This is a genomic window from Streptomyces rubrogriseus (genome assembly GCF_027947575.1).
Classification (GTDB): Bacteria; Actinomycetota; Actinomycetes; order Streptomycetales; family Streptomycetaceae; genus Streptomyces; species Streptomyces rubrogriseus.
Window position 1 is genome coordinate 5,720,658 of the sequence record NZ_CP116256.1, and the last position, 17,064, is coordinate 5,737,721.

Below are 17,064 nucleotides of genomic sequence, written 5' to 3' on the forward strand. Positions count from 1 at the left end.
GTCCTCCGGGCGATGCGTAAGATGACCGCATGGGTCACGGAGCCGCCACCACCGCGCAGGACGCCGCCGAGCGGGTGCGCCTGGACGCGGACAACGTCGCGAAGGTCGCCACGACCCTCCAGGCCCTGTCCACCCCGTCCCGGCTGCTGATCCTGGCCCGGCTGCGCGAAGGCCCGCTGCCCGCCACCGAGTTGGCGGCGGAGGTCGGCATGGAGCAGTCGGCCTGCTCGCACCAGCTGCGGCTGCTGCGCAACCTCGGTCTGGTGGTCGGCGAGCGCAAGGGCCGTTCGGTGGTGTACGCCCTGCACGACGACCATGTCGCCGGGCTGCTCGACCAGGCCGTCTACCACGTGGAGCACCTGCGGCTGGGGATCAGCGACACGGCTGAGTGAGCAGCCCTTGCATGGTCTCGGCAGCGCGTACGGCGGCGTCCGCGCAGCAGTTGTTGAACAGCACGTGCAGCTCGTCCGCCTGTCGGGCGGCGCTCCGCAGGCGGGGCGCCCGGGCGGCGAGTTCGGTCACGTCGTAGTCGTACCGGAAGCGGTCCTCCTTGCTGCCCCTCCCCCATGCCGCGCTGCGGCCGTGGAACCGTACGACGGCGAGGGAAGGCCGGGTGACCGGTGCGATGGGCGGCAGGGACCCGGGCAGCCGCTGGGCCATGTCGGTACCGACGGCCGACGCGCCGAGAGCGGACAGTGACGCACGGGTGGCCTCCGCACGCTCCGGCTCCCACCACCCCGGATGACGGAACTCCACGGCGAGCGGCCACCCCTCCGTACGCAGGGCGCACGCTTCGAGCGTCGCCTCGGCCGGGTCGCCCGGCGCGAACCATGGCGGGAACTGGAACAGCACGGTGCCGAGCCGCCCGGCCTTGCGCAGCGGCTGGACCCCCTCGGCGAAGCGCCCCCACACCTCGTCCAGCAGGCCCTCGCTCGCCCGCCCGCGCCTGAGCGGGCCGGGGTCGGTTCCGCGCAGGTCGGCGGGGAGGGCCTCCGGGCGCGTGGGGTGGCCGGTCAGCAGGGAGAACGCCTTGACGTCGAAGCGGAAGCCGTCCGGCGTGCGCTCCACCCACAGCTCGCTGTTGCGCCGGCTCGGCAACGCGTAGTACCCGGCGTCCACTTCGACGACGGGCAGCCGCGAGGCGTAGTGCCGCAGCCGCCCCTCCGCGTCCCGGCGCCCTCGCGGGTACCAGCCGCTCGCCAGGAGCTGCCGGTCCGTCCACGAACAGGCGCCGACCAGAATGTCACCCATGGGAGCCCGGTTACCCCGGGCCCCCGTCGTGATCCGGGCCTATTCGGTCGCCGTCGGCCGGCGCGATGAGCGCGTCGCGTCACGGACGTCGGTGAGCGGGCGCAGCCGGTAGGTGTACGCGTAGTCCCGGTCGGCGAAGAGCTTGAACTCGTCGTGGGTGTGCGCGCCCCAGCTGTTGTCGCCGCCGACGCCCATCTGCCGGTGGTTCAGGCGCAGGACGACCTCGTCCCTCGGGGTGAGCTGGTAGTCGTGCCGCACCCCGGCCGACAGATCCTCCGGCGTGAAGTACGACGCGTTGGCCTCCAGGAGGGGTTCGCCGGAGGCCAGCAGGCCCACGCCGTGGCGGTCGGTGAGGGCGATCCAGCGGACGTCGGTCTTGTTTCCGTTCTCCTGCGGGCGGATGTACGGCGTCCACTGCTCGGCCACGGTCCCGGAGTAGAGGCCGACGTCCGTGCCGTCGTTGCGGTCCCAGTGGTTCTCCTCGGGGCCGCGGCCGTACCAGTGCACGCGGTCCAGGCCGCGCGGCAGGAACAGCATCGTGCCGACCTCGGGAATGTAGGGCAGGTTCGCGGCGCCCGGGTGCAGGGTGTTGTCGACCTTGATCTCGCCGTTGCCGAACACGGTGTAGGTGGTGCCGTACGTGGACTCCACCGAGGTGGGGAGCGTGCCGGTGACCTTGATCTCGACGGCCCGGTCGCCGAGCGCGCGCACGCTGACGCCGGTGACCTTCCGGCGGGCGCCCGCGTCGCGCCAGGTCTGGTTGCGGGTGTGCTGACCGTTGCCCTTGTCGTTGTCGGTGGGCGCGCGCCAGAAGTTGGGCACCGGTCCGGAGGTGATCAGCCGGGTGCCCTTGGCCTCGTAGGAGGTGATGGCGCCGGTGCGCTTGTCGACGGTGACCGAGAAGCCCTTGCCGGTGACCTCGACCTCCTGGTCGCGGTCCTCGTGGCGCAGCGCCGGGACGCTCTCCAGGCGGGTCCGGGTCACCGCCGGGACGTCGGTCTCGACGGGGAGCTGCTGCCGGGCCACCTCGAAGCCCGCCTTCGCCCACGGGGTGGACTCCTTGGTGGTGAAGGAGAGCTGGAGGAAGTACTCGGTGCCCGGACCGGGTCGCCCCGGGAGCCGGACGGGGACGGTGATGTCCTTGCTGGAGCGCGGTGCCACGTCCAGCTGGTCCCGGGTCAGCCTCCCGCGCCGTACGACCTCGCCGTCGGCGACGAGTTCCCAGTGGCCGTCGAACTCGCTGAGGCGGGTGAAGAGGTACTCGTTGGTGAGGGTGACGGCGCCGGGGCCGCCGCCCGGGGTGCGGGCGGCGTCGATCGCCTGGTAGACGCGCTTGACCTCGGCGGCCTTGCCGGTGTGGCCGCGGTCGGCGGTGACGATGCCGTCCGCGACGAAGGCGCCGTCGTTGGGGTTGTCGCCCCAGTCGCCGCCGTAGGCGAGGAACGTCTTGTCCCGGGGGCGCCGCGTCGAGGTCCTCACGGTGGCGGCGTCGAACCAGAACCGCACGCCGTCGTCGCCGGGTCCGCGGCTCTCGGAGGCCAGTTCGGCGGCGCCGAGGGCGCGGGCGTAGACGCGGGCGCGCCGGACGGTGCCGCTGAACTCCCGTACCTGGTTGTCGGCGTCGGTGGCCAGCGCGAGGGGCGCGGTGTTGCTGCTGGGGCGCCGGTCGGTGGTGCGGGTGGCCCGTTCGACGCCGTCGACGTAGAGGGTCAGGGTCCCGGCGTCCGCGTCGAAGACGCCCGCGAGGTGGTGCTCGCGGCCGGTCCAGTCCTCCGGCACGGTCCAGTTCGCGGTGATCCACTGGCCGTCGGAGTGGATGAAGAACTCCAGGGTCCGGCCGTTCTGCTTCAGCGCGTACTGGGTGTCGCCCTTGGCGATGATCGGCTGGTGGTAGCCCGTCACGTGCGGGGTGACCCAGGCCTCCAGGGTCAGGGAGCCGGTCAGGTCGAGGCTGTCGTCGCGTTCGAAGACGGTGATGCCGGACAGGCCCTTGTCGCGGTCGAGTGCGCCGCGGGTGGCGAGGATCTCGCCGCGCAGCCCGGCGGGTCCGGCCTCGGTGAGCAGGGTGCGGGCGGGGACGGGCGTGTAGAGGGACTGGTCCACGAAGTCCCAGATCCAGCCGCCCTGGAGGACGTCGTACCGGCGGACGATGTCCCAGTACTTCTTGAAGTTGCCGGTCGAGTTCCCCATCGAGTGGGCGTACTCGATCATGACGTACGGCCGGGTGTCGGAGGTGTCCTTCGCGCGCTGCTCGACGCGCTGCGGGCTGTCGTACATCTCCGAGCGGACGTCGCTGACGCCGGGGCGGTCGTCGCCCTCGTACTGGATGACGCGGGTGTCGTCGTAGGAGCGGATCCAGTCGTGCATGGCGGTGAAGGTGGAGCCGCCGCCCGCCTCGTTGCCCAGCGACCAGATGACGACCGAGGCGTGGTTCTTGTCGCGGTGCACCATGTTCTGTGCGCGGGCCACGCAGGCGGCGGTCCAGTCGGGATGGTCGCCGGGGTACTCGCCGCGGATGCCGTGGGTCTCCAGGTTGGTCTCGTCGACGAGGTAGAGGCCGTACTCGTCGGCCAGTTCGAGCCAGTACGGGTTGTTGGGGTAGTGCGAGGTGCGGACGCTGTTGATGTTCATCCGCTTGATGATCCTGATGTCCTCGACCATGTCCTCGCGGGTGAGCGCGGTGCCGCGGGAGGGGTGCATCTCGTGGCGGTTGGTGCCGCGGAAGGACACCGGCTCGCCGTTGATCCGCATCAGCCCGTCCTTGAGCGCGAACTCGCGGAAGCCGACCCGGTGCGACAGGGTCTCGGTCACCCTGCCCGCCGGGTCCCTGAGGCGCAGTACGGCGGTGTAGAGGTTCGGGTGCTCGGCCGACCAGAGCCTGGGCTTCGGCACCGCCTTCGCGGCCCGTACCGTGACGTCCTCGCCCGCGCGGGCCCCGCCGACGTCGACGGGCTGTTGCAGCGGCCGGGACCAGACGGCGTGGCCGCGCGCGTCGTAGAGCTGGGTCTCGACGGTGTAGCGCCCGGTGCCGTCCCCGCCGTACGCCCGCACGCTCGCGGTGACGGCCAGTTCGGCGCCGGTGTAGGTGTCGTCGAGCGGGGTGTCCAGCTTGAAGTCGCGCAGGTGCACGGCCGGGGTGGAGTAGAGGTGGACCGAGCGGAAGATGCCGCTCAGCCGGATCATGTCCTGGTCCTCCATCCAGTCGCCGTCGGAGTAGCGGTAGACCTCGACGGCGATCTGGTTGGTGCCCGGCTTGAGGAGGTCGGTGACGTCGTACTCGGAGGGCGTGTAGGAGTCCTCGTCGTAGCCGGCCAGTTCGCCGTTGATCCAGACGTAGTGCGCGGACTTGACGCCCTCGAAGTGGAGGAAGGTGCGGCGGCCCGTCCAGTCCCGGGGGACGGTGAAGGTGCGCCGGTACTGGCCGACCGGGTTGTAGCGGGTCGGCGCTGCGGGCGGCTGCGGCTCCTCGCCCAGGCCGTTGGGGCCCCAGTAGGGGTAGGTGATGTTCAGGTAGATGGGGAAGTCGTGGCCGTGCAGCTGCCACACGGACGGGACGGGGATGGTCCCCCAGTCCCCGTCGTCCACGTCGGTGCGGTGGAAGTCGGCGTCCCGGTCCTCGGGACGGTCGGCGTAGGCGAACTTCCAGGTGCCGTCCAGGCTGAGCCGGTAGGGCGAGCGCGCGCGGTCGCCGGCGAGCGCCTGCTCGACGTCCGCGTACGGCGTGAGCGTGGCGTGCGGCGGCTGGGTGCCGAGCCGGAAGACGCCGAAGTCGTTCCACTCCGGCGGCTCGTCGGCCGCCGCCCGCCGTACGGCCGCCTGTGCCGTGAGGGGCGACGCGGACAGCGCGAGGGCGCCGAGGACGGCGGCACCGCCCTCCAGGAGACGGCGTCGGCTGACGACCGGGCGGGGCCGGCCGGGCTGAGGGGCCGGGGATGCGGCGGGTGACACGGGCGAGTGCGGCATGACCGTGGCCTTCCGTGGGCTTCGGGGGCGGCTCAACGCACGGTGCTGTGAGAGCAGTTGCCGTGGGGGTGGAACGCAACTGCCGGTGACGCGGCGACTACTGAGTCACGGGTCACCCTAGAACCCGAACACAACCGAATCAATTACCCCGTCGGAGTTTGTTTGTTCCTGGTGAACACGGGGGCCTTCGGCACGTTCGGTCACGTGACCCGGGCCGTTGGGGCACCGGGGTCTGCCCCTGGGGCTCCTGACGGTGACCGGATCACCGCGTAACGTCATCCCGTGAGCCTGTGGACTTCCCTGGAGCCCGCGTCCGCGACCGTGGACCCCGGCAGCAGTACCCGCGTACGACTGCGGGTGCGCAACACCGGAGACGTGGTGGACGAGTACCGGTTCGAACCGGTCGGGGACATGGCGCCCTGGACGACGGTCGAGCCGCAGACGGTGCGCCTGTATCCGGGCACGACCGGCACCGTGGAGCTGACCTTCGCCCCGCCGCGGACACCGGACGCGGTGGCGGGCCCCCATCCCTACGCGGTGCGGATCACGCCGACGGAGCACCCCGACGCGGTCACGGTTCCGGAGGGGAACCTGACGATCACGGCGTTCTCCGAGGTGCGCGCCGAGTTGGTGCCGCACACGGTGAAGGGGCGGTTCCGGGGCCGGCCGCGGCTGGCGGTCGACAACCTCGGCAACACGAAGGTGACGGCGTCGCTCACGGGCAGCGACACCGGCGACCACCTCTCGTACGAGATCCGGCCCTCGAACGTGCAGATCGAGCCGGGGCGTGCGGCGTTCGTCGAGACCACCCTCAAGCCGCGGCAGGTCATCTGGTTCGGGGCGAAGCAGGAGCGGCCGTACAAGCTGGCGGTGCGCCGGTCGGGGGTGGAACCGACCGATGTCGAGGGGACCTATGTGCAGCGCGGGTTCCTGCCCCGCTGGCTGGCGACGTTCTTCGGGATCTTCCTGGCGTTGGCGATCGCCTTCGTGATGATCTGGATCGCCTACAAGCCACAGGTTCGCACCAGCGCCACCGAGCAGACCGAGCAGGCGGGCGCCGCGCTGGCGCCCAGTCCCAGCGCGACCCCGGAGCTGCTGCCCAGCACCGCCGGGTCCGCGCCCGCCGAGCAGCCGCAGGCGCAGCAGCCGCCCGCCCGGGAGCCGGAGGACGACGGCGGAGCCGGTGGCGAAGCGGCGCCGGCTCCCGAGAAGCGCGAGCAGCCCGAGAAGGAGACGTCGGGCGGGGGCGGGGGCGGCGGCGAGAAGCCGGACGTCGAGGCGCCGGAGCCCGTCGCCCCCGGCACGACCATCTACGGCCACGCCTCGAACCGCTGCATCGAGGTGGCGGGCCACAAGTGGCGGGACGGTGCGCCGCTGCAGATCGCGGACTGCACCGGAAAGAACTGGCAGAAGTGGGACTTCCGGCCCGACGGCACGATCCGCTCGCTGGGCCTGTGCATGGACGCGACCTGGGGCGGCACGGCCAACGGCACGGTGGTCCAGGTGGCGGTGTGCAGCGGCAACCCGGCACAGCAGTTCATCCTGGCCGGCCCCCGGGACCTGGTCAATGTGCAGGCCAACAAGTGCGTGGACGTCGTCGACGAGAAGACGGGCAACGGCGCCAAACTCCAGCTCTGGGAGTGCAGCGGCCGCGACAACCAGAAGTGGAGCACGCGCTGACGGACCCGGGGCGGGCAGCGGTTCAGCGCTCCGCCGCGGAGACCAGGGACGCCCACTCGACGGTGCGGTCGCACCAGCGGTCGAGGAGGACCCGGTCGTGGCCGACGGCCAGCAGGCCCGCGCCGGTGGCGGCCCGGTAGTCCTCCACGACCCGCACCAGGGCGGCCGTGGTCGAGGCGTCGAGCATGGCCGTCATCTCGTCGCACACCAGCCAGCGGGGGCGCAGCACCAGGGCGCGGGCCAGGCAGGCGCGCTGCAACTGGCCGTCGCTGACCTCGTGCGGGCGCCGGGTCAGCAGGTCGTCGGTCAGGCCCACGGTCGCGGACAGTTCCCCGACACGGTCGGCGGCGTCCTCCCGGCGGCCGGTGGCGCGCAGCGGCTCGGCGATCAGGTCGGCCAGCCGCAGCCGGGGGTCCGCGGAGAGCCGGGCCTGCTGGAAGACGACGCCGAAGGCTGTGCGCTGTTCCCGTGGGGCGCGGTGCCGCCAGTGCCGTACGGGGGTGCCGTCGAGGTGCAGTTCTCCGGCGTCGGGCCGGTGCAGCAGGGCCGCGACGCGGGCCAGGGTGGACTTGCCGCAGCCGCTGGGGCCGAGCAGGCCGACCGCCTCCCCCGGCGCGACGGACAGGGAGACGTCCCGGAACACCGGGGCGTTCCTGGTGTATCCGGCGGTGACGGTGCGCAGTTCAAGCACGGTCGGCGGCCTCCGTGAGCGCGGCGTGCGGGTGGTGGCAGGCCACTGCGTGGCGCAGCGGGGGCAGGGCGGCACAGGCGTCGGTGGCCCGGTCGCAGCGGGCGGCGAAGGCGCAGCCGCCCGGAAGGGCGCCGAGTTCGGGCGGCAGGCCGGGGATGGGGGTGAAGCCACGGTCGGGCAGCGCGTCGAGCAGTCCGCGGCTGTAGGGGTGGCGTGGGCCGGGAGCGCCGAAGAAGGCGCCGGCGTCGGCGAGTTCGACGATGCGCCCGGCGTACATCACGGCGACGCGGTCGGCGATGCGCGCGGCGGCGGCCAGGTCGTGGGTGATCATCAGCAGGGCGCGGCTCCCGGCGTCGCCCCAGGCGACCTTGCCCTCGGCGTCGTCGACATGTCGCCGCAGTTCGTCCACGGTGCGGTCCACCAGGTCCCGGTCGAGGCCGGTGGTCGGCTCGTCGGCGAGCAGCAGCGGGGCGTCGCCGACCAGGGCGAGGGCGGTGGCGGCGCGCTGGGCGAGGCCGCCGGAGAGTTCGTGCGGGTGGTGGTCGAGGTGGTCCGCGGGGAACGCGGCGCGCTCGGCGGCGGCCCCCGCGGCCTCGCGCAGGGCCTTGCGTCCGCCGCGGACGCCGGTGAGTTCCGCGACCGTCTCCGCCAGTTGCGAGCGGACGGTGCGGACCGGGGTGAGGTGGGCGGCGGGGCTCTGCGGGACCAGGCCGATCAGCCGTCCCCGCACCGTGCGGGCGAGGGTCCGCTCGTCGGCGGCGAGCAGGTCCAGGTCGCCGAGGAGCGCGCGGCCCGCGGTCTGCGCGTTGCCGGGCAGCAGGCCGAGCAGGGCGGAGGCGAGGACGGACTTGCCGCAGCCGCTCTCGCCGATCAGGGCCAGGCACTCGCCGGGCGCCACGTCGAAGTGGGCGTCGGTGACGGCGGCGACCCGGCGCCCGCCGGGCATCAGGAACCGCACCGACAGTCCGCGCACCGACAGCACGGGGGCTCGCCCGGTCACAGCATCAGCTCCGATCGGCGGCGCGGGTTGATCCGCTCCCGCCAGGCGCCCGCGAGACCGGCGACGGCGAGGGTGGGCACGATGATGAACAGGCCGGGGAAGAGGGTGGGCCACCACTGCCCGGCCAGCAGTGAACCCCGCGCCTCCTGGATCAGGTTGCCGAGGCTCGCGGTGTGGGTGGGCAGTCCGAGGCCGAGGAAGGACAGCGCCGACTCGTGCCACATGGCGTGCGGCACCATCAGTACGGCGGCCAGCGCGGCCTGCGGCAGCACGCCCGGCAGCAGGTGCCGGACCGTCACCCGCCACCGGGACGCGCCGCCGGAGACGGCCGCGTCGATGTGGGGACGGGCGCGCAGGGACAGCACCTCGGCGCGGACGATGCGCGCGGTGGACAGCCAGTGGGTGAGCGCGACGGAGGCCACCACCGGCCAGACGCCCGGCCGGAACATCGCGACGATGAAGATGCCCAGCAGCAGGTGGGGCACGGAGGAGAGGGCGTCCACGACCCGCATGACGCCCCGGTCGACCCAGCCGCCGAGCGCACCGGCGGTGGCCCCCACGGCGGTGCCGACGACCGTCGCGGTCAGTGCGGCGGCCATCCCGACGAGCAGGGAGACGCGCAGGCCGTACACGCAGCGCAGCAGCAGGTCGCGGCCGACGTCGTCGGTGCCGAAGGGGTGCGCCCAGCCGGGGGCCTGGAGCTTGGCGGCCAGGTCCACGGCCTGCTGGTCCAGCCGCACCAGCGGCGGCACGAGCAGCACCGCGAGCACGGTCACGGTCAGCAGCACGGCGGAGGTGCGCAGGCGCAGGGTGCGGTGGGAGCGGCGGTCGTCACCGCGGGAGCGCCAGGCGGGGGCGGCGCCCTCCGGCTTCCCGGCCGTGGTCTCAGCCACGGACACCACCCCGCACGCGCTCCGCAGCCGACGGGACGTCACATCTCACTGAGCTTCACCCTCGGGTCGAAGAGTCCGTAGAGCAGGTCGGCCAGCAGGTTGCCGGCGAGTACTGCGACGGTGGCGAGAACGGTCAGGGCGGCGAGCAGCGGGAAGTCGACGGCGGTGGCGGCCTCGACGGTGGCCGCGGCGATGCCCGGCCAGCTGAAGACGGTCTCCACCAGCAGGGCGCCGGTGATGAGTTCGGGAACGCGGGAGCCGATCAGGGTGAGCACGGGCAGCAGCCCCGAGCGCAGCGCGTGTCCGACCAGGACGGTGCCCTCCGCGAGTCCGCGGGCCCGGGCGCCGCGCACCGGGTCCTCCGCGAGTGCGTCGCCGACGCCCTGGCGCACGTAGAGGGTGAACCAGGGCAGTTGGGAGACGGCGAGCACACCGGCGGGCAGCACGATGTGGCCCGCGACCTGTCCCGGGGTGACCTGTTGGCTGGCGGTGTCGGTCAGACCGCCGGCGGGCAGCACGTCCCACTGGAGGGCGAACAGCCACACGGCGAGCAGCGCGATCCAGAAGACCGGCGCCGCCTCCAGGGTGTACGAGAGCGAGGTGACCGCCCGGTCGAGCACCGAGCCCGGCCGGCGGGCCGCCAGCACGCCGAGGAGCAGGCCGAGGCCGACGGCGACGGCGAAGGCGACGGCGCACAACAGCGCGGACCAGACGAGCCGTTCACCGATGACCTGCGTCACCGGCTGCCGCAGCACGCTGGAGTGGCCGAGATCGCCGGTGAGCGCGGAGGTCAGCCAGTGCCACCAGCGGGCGACGAAGGACTCGTCCACCCCGAGGTTCTCGCGCAGCCGGTCCAGGGTCTCCTGGTCGGCGCCGAGCGCGGCGGTGCCGGCGTACGCCCTGACGGGGTCGAAGGGTGAGGCGGCGGCGATCGCGAACGCGCCGAAGGTGACGACGAGGACCACGGGCACGGCGAACAGCGCCCGCCGCCCCACCAGCCGTGCCATCGCGCCCCAGGGCGGCCGTCGGGCCGATCGGCTCACTTCTTCGGCCGCCAGTTCTCGATGTTCCACCAGGGCCCGCTGGCGAAGCCGTGCTCGTGCGGCTCCAGTTGGGTGGTCAGCCCGTCCCAGCGGTCGGCGAGGACGTAGAGGTGGTCGATGTGGGTGAGGAAGGTGTATCCCGGGTCCGCCACGAGCGCCTTCTGGATCTCCCCGTAGGCGGCGGCGCGCACCTTCGGGTCCTGGCTGCGGCGCCCGGCGTCGAGCGCCTCGTCCACGGCCGGGTTGGCGTAGTGGGCCATGTTGTTGAAGCCGTCACCGGCGAGGGTGGAGTGCAGCAGGGTGTAGAGGCCGAAGTCGGGGTCGCCGACGCTGCCCAGGCCCGCGAGGACCGCGTCGGTCTTCATCCGCGGCTCGATGACCTCCCAGGTGGCGCCCTCGACCTTCACCTCGATGCCGGCCTTCTTGGCGTCGGAGGCGTAGGCGAGCGCGTGGTCCTGGCGGACCTTGTCGCCGGAGGGGTAGTAGAGCGTGAAGGAGGCGCGCTGTCCGTCCTTGGCGCGGATGCCGCCGGAGCCGGGCTTCCACCCGGCCTCGTCGAGGATGCGCCCCGCCCCGGCGAGGTCGCGCGGGCGCTCGATGCCGCGCTCGTACCAGGGGTCGTCGACGGGCAGCGGTCCGTACGCCGGCCGGCCCGCGCCGTCGAGGATCTTGTCGACCATGGCCTGCCGGTCCACGGCGGCGTCCAGGGCCCGGCGGATCGCGCGGTCGCCGGTGACCTGGCCGGCGCTGGGCAGGGTGACCGCACGGAAGTCGTAGGACCTGGCCCGGTAGGTGCGTCTGCCGTCGTCCTTCTCGAAGGTGGCGGCGAGGTTGGGCGGCAGGACGGCGCCGTCGAGGTCGCCGGAGCGCAGCCGGGTGGCGCGTACGTTGTCGTCGGCTATGACGGCCATGGTGAACGACTTCACCGCGGGCTTGTCGCCCCAGTAGTGCGGGTTGGCCCGGAAGCCGAGCTTCTCGCCCTTGCTCCAGTTGGTGAGCACGTACGGTCCGGTGCCGACCGGTTCGGTGTTGAAGTCGCCGGTGTTGGGGTCCTGCTTCCCGGCGACGTGCTCGGGGACGATGGGCAGGACGGTGCGGGCGGCGAAGGGCGCGTAGGGGTACTTGAGGGTGAAGACGACGGTGTCGTCCCCGCTCGCGCGGACGTCCTCGACGGCGTCTAGTTCGCTGCGGGCGGTGTTGTTGGTCTTCTCGTCGAGGACGGTGCGGTACGTGTAGACGACGTCCCCTGCCGTCAGCGGTTCGCCGTCGCTGAACTTCACGCCCTCGCGCAGGGTGTAGGTGTACGTGCGGCCGTCGTCGGTGACCTTCGGCAGCGCGGCGGCGAGGGCGGGCTTCAGCTCCAGGTCGCTGTCGCGGGCGAGCAGCCCGTCGAAGATCTTGGAGTTTCCGTCCTTGCCGTAGCCGAGCAGCGGGCTGAGCGTGTCCGGTTCCGAGGCCACGCCTATGACGACGGATTCGGCCGCCTCGGCGCCGCCGTCCCCTCCCCCGCGCGAGGGCGCGGAGCAGGCGGTCGCACCGGCGGCGAACGCCACCGCGGCGGCGGCACTGCGTATCGGAAGTCTCCGATCGGTCCGACGGGTCCAACGGGTCCGACGGGCTGTCATGTCTCCCCCACGCTTGTTGTCGATGCGCAGCTATTGCACATCACTCGCAATAAAGCGTCAAGCCAGGTGGGGGGTGGGAGGGCATGCCTCGACGGCGTGCGGCCGGTCGGCCCGCGTGCGGAGGCGGCCCGCACGCGGAGGCGGCCCGCGTGCGGAGGCGGCCCGCCGAACAGTGCGGCGGTCAGCCCGCCAGCGCCGCGAACGCCTGGTACGCCGGGGCGTCGAAGAGGACGAAGCGCACCTCGGCGACCGATGTCCGGGTGGCCCGCACGGTCTCCACGGCGATGCGGGCCGCGTCGTCCATCGGCCAGCGGTAGACGCCGGTGGAGATGGCGGGGAAGGCCACCGTGCGGGCGCCCAACTCGTCGGCGGTGCCCAGGGATTCGCGGTAGCAGGAGGCGAGGAGGCCGGAGCGGTCCTCGGTGGCCGACCAGACCGGACCGACCGTGTGGATCACCCAGCGCGCGTCCAGGTCCCCCGCGGTGGTGGCGACCGCACGGCCCGTGGGCAGGCCCTTGCCGAGGTGGCCCGCGCGAAGCCTGCGGCAGTCCGCCAGGATCGCGGGGCCGCCGCGCCGGTGGATGGCGCCGTCGACGCCGCCTCCACCGAGGAGCGAGGAGTTGGCGGCGTTGACGATCGCGTCGGCGCTCTGGCGGGTGATGTCGCCCTGAACGAGGATGATGTCGGTCATGTCTGCCTCAGCCTGCGCCAGACCGCCTTCGCCGCGTTGTGGCCCGACATGCCGTGGACGCCGGGGCCGGGCGGGGTGGCCGACGAGCAGATGAACACGGCCGGGTGCGGGGTCGAGTACGGGAACAGGGAGATCTTGGGGCGCAGCAGCAGTTGGAGGCCGGAGACCGCGCCGGAGGAGATGTCGCCGCCGACGTAGTTGGCGTTGCGGGCGGCGAGTTCGGCCGGTCCGGCGGTGGCGCGGGCGAGGACGCGGTCGCGGAAGCCGGGGGCGAAGCGCTCCAGTTGGCGTTCCATGGCGTCGGTGAGGTCGCCGTCCCAGCCGTTGGGGACGTGGCCGTAGGCCCAGAAAACGTGCTTGCCGGCCGGGGCGCGGGTGGGGTCGGCGACGCTGGGCTGCACGGTGATCAGGAACGGCCGCTCGGGTGCGCGGTCCGTGCCGGAGGCGGCGTGCAGGGCTGCGCCGATCTCCGTGCTGTCGGCGCCGATCTGCACGGTGCCCGCGCTGCGCGGCTCCTCGGCCGTCCACGGGACGGGCCCGTCCAGCGCGTAGTCGATCTTGAAGACGCTGGGTCCGTAGCGGTAGTTCGCGTAGTGGCTGCCGAGGCCGGCGATGCGGGCCAGGGCCGTGGGCGAGGTGTCGAAGACGTACGCGCGCGCGGGCGGCAGGTCGTCGAGGCGTTTGACCTCGTAGTCGGTGTGGACGGCGCCGCCTAGGTCCTCGAGGTACGCGGTGAGGGCGTCGGAGATGGACTGGGAGCCGCCGCGGGCGACGGGCCAGCCGCGGGCGTGCGCGGCCAGGGCGAAGACCAGGCCTATGGCGCCGGTGGCGAAGCCGCCGAGCGGGGCCATGACGTGCGCGACGAGCCCGGCGAAGAGGGTCTTGGCCTTCTCGTCGCGGAAACGGCGCATCAGCCAGGTCGACGGGGGCAGACCGACCAGGCCGAACCGGGCCAGGGTGACCGGGTCGCGGGGCAGCGCCGTCAGCGGCAGGGACATGAAGTCCCGGGCCAGCGTGTCCCACCTGGGCAGGAAGCGCTCGACCAGCCTGCGGTACGGGCCGGCGTCGCGCGCTCCGAAGGAGGCGGCGGTCTCGCCGACCGAGCGGGACAGCACGGCGGCCGAGCCGTCGGGGAACGGGTGCGCCATGGGCAGCCCGGGGTGCAGCCACTGAAGGCCGTACCGCTCCAGGGGGAGGTCGCGGAAGGCGGGCGAGTTGATACCGAGCGGGTGCGCGGCCGAGCACGGGTCGTGCCGGAAGCCGGGCAGGGTCAGCTCCTCCGTGCGCGCGCCGCCGCCCACGGTGCCCTGCGCCTCGAACACGGCGACCGAGAAGCCGCGGCGGGCCAGTTCCACGGCGGCGGTCAGTCCGTTCGGCCCCGCACCCACTACGACCGCATCGAGCATCGACGGCACCTTCGGACCCCTTCGTCAGCCGATGGCCACTGGGGATCAGGATATGCCCGGGGTCCGACGGCGCACGGTCTCGGGTGGGCGGGACCGCGCGCCGGGGTTCAGGCCGCCGCGGCGCGGAACGTGCTGGGACTCTGGCCCCGGTGGCGTTTGAAGGCGGCGCTGAAGCCGAAGGCGTCGGCATAGCCGACGGTCCTGGCGATCCGGGCGATGCTCAGGTCGGTGTCGGTCAGCAGTGCCTCGGCGTCGGCCATCCGGCATTCGGTGAGGTAGGCGAGGGGCGGGCGGCCCATCAGCTCGGTGAAGCGTTTGGCGAACAGCGCCCGGGAGACGCCCGCCCGGCCCGCGAGCGACGCCACCGTCCAGGACTCGGCGGGCCGGCCGTGGAAGGCGTGCAGGGCGGGGCCGAGAACCGGATCGGCCAGGCCGCGGTACCAGCTGGGCGCGTCGGCGCCGGCCTGGTCGAACCAGTTGCGCAGCGTGCAGACCAGGGCCCAGTCGAGGAGCCGGTCCATCAGGGCCTGGGAACCGGCCGAGAGCCGGGCGGCGTCGGCCGCGGCCGTCTCCAGCCAGGCACAGACCTCGACGTCCTCGTTGACGACCAGGACGGACGGCAGGGTGCGCAGGAGCCGTTCGTGGCGGTGGCCCGAGGCGCGGTAGGCGCCCACGATCAGCGCCGTCGCCCCGTCCGGATCGGTTCCCCAGCGGATGCCGCCGAGGTCCTGGGCGGTGCACTCGGGGTCCGCGGTGAAGCACGCGATCTCGTACTCGGTGTGCGGGCGGTCGACCGTGGCGGGCCGGTCGGCGAGGAGGAACGGCGCCGGGCCGCGCACGAGGGCGGTGTCGCCCACGCCGACCGCCCGTCGGGTGCCGTCGGGCAGCAGCAGGGTGCCGCCGCCGCGCAGCACGCTGACCATGGTGAGCGGCGCCCCGTCGGTGAAGCGGATGGTCCAGGGCGCCGTCAGGACGGCGTGGCTGACGACCGAGCCCTCGGCCCGGATGCCGCTCAGCAGTGAACTCAGGGGATCCACGCCGGTCATCGTAGACGATCTCCTATGTCTCCGAGGGTTTCTCCCATGGATCATCCATGCGGCCGGGACTGTACTGGACTCGTCGCACTGACCGAGACCAGCCGGGAGACCCCGTGACGGAGCACAGCAGCAGCAACGGCAGGACCGCCCTCGTGGTCGTCGCGCACCACCGCGCCGACTCCCTCACCGCGCACACCGCCCGTCGTACCGCCGACCGGCTCGAGGCCGCCGGATACCGCGTCGACCTGCTCGACCTGCACGCCGAGGGTTTCGACCCGCGGATGACCACGGCGGACCAGCCGGACTGGGGGGACCGGGAGAAGCAGTACTCGGACGAGGCACGGGCACACATGCGGCGGGTGCTCGACGCCGACGTGGTCGTCGCCGTCTTCCCGGTGTACTGGCAGAGCGTGCCCGCCCTCCTCAAGGGATGGATCGACCGGGTGTGGAACTACGGCTTCGCCTACGGCCGCAGCAAGCCGCGTCTGGCGGGCAAGCGCATGCTCTGGCTGGGCCTGGCCGGCGCCACCGCCGACGATCCGATCAGCGAGGCGATGCACGCCCTCCTGGAGACCAACCTCAGCGAGGGCATCGCCTACTACTGCGGCTTCTCCCATTCGGCCGTCGGTCTGCTCACCGACGCCGAGGAGCGCCCGCAGCGGGTCGACGCCGAGGGCAGTCTGCTGGTCGGCGACGCGGTCGCGGGCGCCGAGCGGGAGGCGCAGTACGCCGACTTCGACCGTCGTGCGCGGGAGGCGGTGGAGAAGTTCCTCGCCGCGGAGGGGGTGGCGGTCTGACGGCGGGAGACCCGCGCGGTGCGACCGGCGCGACCGGCGCGGGCGGCCCGGTCGTCACAGGTCGAGCTGGTACTCCAGGGCGCGGTGTGTCGGGACGTAGCCGAGCGCGTCGTTGATGCGGCGCATGTGCGTGTTGCTGTCGGCCGTGTCGGTGACCAGACCGGCGAGACCGGGGTGCTGGGCGCGGGCGAGGCGGATCGACTCGGCCTTCATCCAGCGGCCGAGGCCGTGGCCGCGGTGCTCGGGCAGCACACCGGTGCCGTAGTGCAGCCCGTCGCCCCTGCCGTCGCCGGGCACGACGAACTCCGAGAAGCCGGCGACCGAGCCGTCCGACTCGTCGACGACGGCCACCGTGGTGAGCTGCTCCCCGCGGTCGGCGACGGCCCGGGCGGCTGCCAGGACCCGCTCGACGTCCCAGACCACGACGCCGTAGTCGGTGTCGTCCATCGGCATGTCGTCCATCGCGCGGCGCGAGTCGGCGAAGGTCCAGGCCAGGTCGTCCGGGACGGTGCCGCGCCAGGACACCAACCGGTAGCCGGGGTGCGGCCGCTCGGCGATCGCGTCGGTCTCCTCCGCCCGGCCGCCGCCCGTGCCGCTCAGGTCGAGCCGGGCGTACGTCAGGGCCAGCACCTTGCGGAAGCCGCGCGCGGCGAGGAAGTGGTCGCCGGGCGTGTCCGCGTCGGCCTGCGCGACGACCGACCGCCGGCCGGCCGCCCGCGCGGCGGCCACCGCCTCGTCGAGGAGCCGCGACCCGACGCCTCTGCGCCGCTCCGCCGCGTGCACGTTCAGCGTCAGCTCCGCCAGGTGGTCCTGCCCTTCCCGGGTGAACACCCGCAGGAACGCGTGCCCGAGCGGGCCGCCGTCGTCCCCGCAGGCCAGCCAGGCCAGGCGATGGGCGGACGGGGTGCGGGCGGGATCGGTGAGAGCGGTGACGTGCAGGGACAAGGTGACTCCGGTCGGTCGGCGACGGCTGCTCCGACCGACAGT

14 protein-coding genes are annotated in these 17,064 nt (G+C 73.2%); 3 read left to right on the forward strand and 11 right to left on the reverse strand.

Annotation, left to right across the window (positions count from 1 at the left end):
- The first annotated feature begins 29 nt into the window (after positions 1-29).
- Positions 30-392, forward strand: coding sequence for an ArsR/SmtB family transcription factor (locus Sru02f_RS26085; RefSeq protein ID WP_109028458.1), 363 nt, complete (start codon positions 30-32; stop codon positions 390-392).
- Here the strand turns inward: Sru02f_RS26085 and Sru02f_RS26090 are convergent.
- Together Sru02f_RS26090 and Sru02f_RS26095 are read right to left on the reverse strand one after the other, a co-directional pair.
- Positions 373-1,251 carry a DUF72 domain-containing protein gene (locus Sru02f_RS26090; RefSeq protein ID WP_109028457.1) on the reverse strand — a complete coding sequence of 293 codons (879 nt, stop codon included), beginning with the start codon at positions 1,249-1,251 and terminating at the stop codon, positions 373-375. The genes Sru02f_RS26085 and Sru02f_RS26090 overlap by 20 nt on opposite strands.
- Before the next feature lie 39 nt (positions 1,252-1,290).
- Positions 1,291-5,214, reverse strand: a complete 3,924-nt coding sequence (locus tag Sru02f_RS26095) for a glycoside hydrolase family 2 TIM barrel-domain containing protein (RefSeq protein ID WP_109028456.1) — start codon at positions 5,212-5,214, stop codon at positions 1,291-1,293.
- Between the two features lie 282 nt (positions 5,215-5,496).
- Between Sru02f_RS26095 and Sru02f_RS26100 the strand changes: the two genes are divergently transcribed.
- Positions 5,497-6,894, forward strand: a complete 1,398-nt coding sequence (locus Sru02f_RS26100) for an RICIN domain-containing protein (RefSeq protein WP_109028455.1) — start codon at positions 5,497-5,499, stop codon at positions 6,892-6,894.
- Between the two features lie 22 nt (positions 6,895-6,916).
- Here Sru02f_RS26100 and Sru02f_RS26105 read toward each other — a convergent pair whose 3' ends face one another.
- The 8 genes from Sru02f_RS26105 to Sru02f_RS26140 form a co-directional block, all read right to left on the reverse strand.
- The gene (locus Sru02f_RS26105; protein WP_109028454.1) at positions 6,917-7,585 is read right to left on the reverse strand and encodes an ABC transporter ATP-binding protein; all 669 of its coding nucleotides are present in this window, start codon (positions 7,583-7,585) and stop codon (positions 6,917-6,919) included.
- Positions 7,578-8,585, reverse strand: coding sequence for an ABC transporter ATP-binding protein (locus Sru02f_RS26110; protein WP_109028453.1), 1,008 nt, complete (start codon positions 8,583-8,585; stop codon positions 7,578-7,580). Before Sru02f_RS26110 ends, Sru02f_RS26105 begins: the two co-directional genes overlap by 8 nt.
- Positions 8,582-9,478 carry an ABC transporter permease gene (locus Sru02f_RS26115; protein WP_167469199.1) on the reverse strand — a complete coding sequence of 299 codons (897 nt, stop codon included), beginning with the start codon at positions 9,476-9,478 and terminating at the stop codon, positions 8,582-8,584. The genes Sru02f_RS26110 and Sru02f_RS26115 overlap by 4 nt, the downstream gene beginning before the upstream one ends.
- A 38-nt stretch (positions 9,479-9,516) precedes the next feature.
- The gene (locus Sru02f_RS26120; protein WP_161270309.1) at positions 9,517-10,485 is read right to left on the reverse strand and encodes an ABC transporter permease; all 969 of its coding nucleotides are present in this window, start codon (positions 10,483-10,485) and stop codon (positions 9,517-9,519) included.
- A gap of 32 nt (positions 10,486-10,517) precedes the next feature.
- Positions 10,518-12,146 carry an ABC transporter substrate-binding protein gene (locus Sru02f_RS26125; protein ID WP_109028451.1) on the reverse strand — a complete coding sequence of 543 codons (1,629 nt, stop codon included), beginning with the start codon at positions 12,144-12,146 and terminating at the stop codon, positions 10,518-10,520.
- 181 nt (positions 12,147-12,327) lie between these two features.
- Positions 12,328-12,837: an O-acetyl-ADP-ribose deacetylase gene (locus Sru02f_RS26130; RefSeq protein ID WP_109028450.1), complete on the reverse strand. Its 510-nt coding sequence runs from the start codon at positions 12,835-12,837 to the stop codon at positions 12,328-12,330.
- Positions 12,834-14,243 carry a phytoene desaturase family protein gene (locus tag Sru02f_RS26135; protein ID WP_109028449.1) on the reverse strand — a complete coding sequence of 470 codons (1,410 nt, stop codon included), beginning with the start codon at positions 14,241-14,243 and terminating at the stop codon, positions 12,834-12,836. Before Sru02f_RS26135 ends, Sru02f_RS26130 begins: the two co-directional genes overlap by 4 nt.
- 107 nt (positions 14,244-14,350) lie before the next feature.
- Positions 14,351-15,280, reverse strand: a complete 930-nt coding sequence (locus Sru02f_RS26140) for an AraC family transcriptional regulator (protein ID WP_455431889.1) — start codon at positions 15,278-15,280, stop codon at positions 14,351-14,353.
- 113 nt (positions 15,281-15,393) lie between these two features.
- On the opposite strand from Sru02f_RS26140, the gene Sru02f_RS26145 reads away from it, so the two are divergent.
- Entirely contained in the window at positions 15,394-16,077 is a 684-nt protein-coding gene (locus tag Sru02f_RS26145) for an NAD(P)H oxidoreductase (protein WP_167469198.1), read from the forward strand.
- Positions 16,078-16,131: 54 nt separating this feature from the next.
- On the opposite strand, the gene Sru02f_RS26150 is transcribed toward Sru02f_RS26145, so the two are convergent.
- Positions 16,132-17,022, reverse strand: coding sequence for a GNAT family N-acetyltransferase (locus tag Sru02f_RS26150; RefSeq protein ID WP_174854946.1), 891 nt, complete (start codon positions 17,020-17,022; stop codon positions 16,132-16,134).
- Positions 17,023-17,064: the final 42 nt, after the last annotated feature.

Excerpts from the sequence above, each read along its gene's own strand:
- Sru02f_RS26085 (WP_109028458.1), top strand. The coding sequence starts at position 30 with ATGGGTCACGGAGCCGCCACCACCGCGCAGGACGCCGCCGAGCGGGTG.
- Sru02f_RS26090 (WP_109028457.1), bottom strand. The coding sequence starts at position 1,251 with ATGGGTGACATTCTGGTCGGCGCCTGTTCGTGGACGGACCGGCAGCTC.
- Sru02f_RS26095 (WP_109028456.1), bottom strand. The coding sequence starts at position 5,214 with ATGCCGCACTCGCCCGTGTCACCCGCCGCATCCCCGGCCCCTCAGCCC.
- Sru02f_RS26120 (WP_161270309.1), bottom strand. The coding sequence starts at position 10,485 with ATGGCACGGCTGGTGGGGCGGCGGGCGCTGTTCGCCGTGCCCGTGGTC.
- Sru02f_RS26125 (WP_109028451.1), bottom strand. The coding sequence starts at position 12,146 with ATGACAGCCCGTCGGACCCGTTGGACCCGTCGGACCGATCGGAGACTT.
- Sru02f_RS26130 (WP_109028450.1), bottom strand. The coding sequence starts at position 12,837 with ATGACCGACATCATCCTCGTTCAGGGCGACATCACCCGCCAGAGCGCC.
- Sru02f_RS26135 (WP_109028449.1), bottom strand. The coding sequence starts at position 14,243 with ATGCTCGATGCGGTCGTAGTGGGTGCGGGGCCGAACGGACTGACCGCC.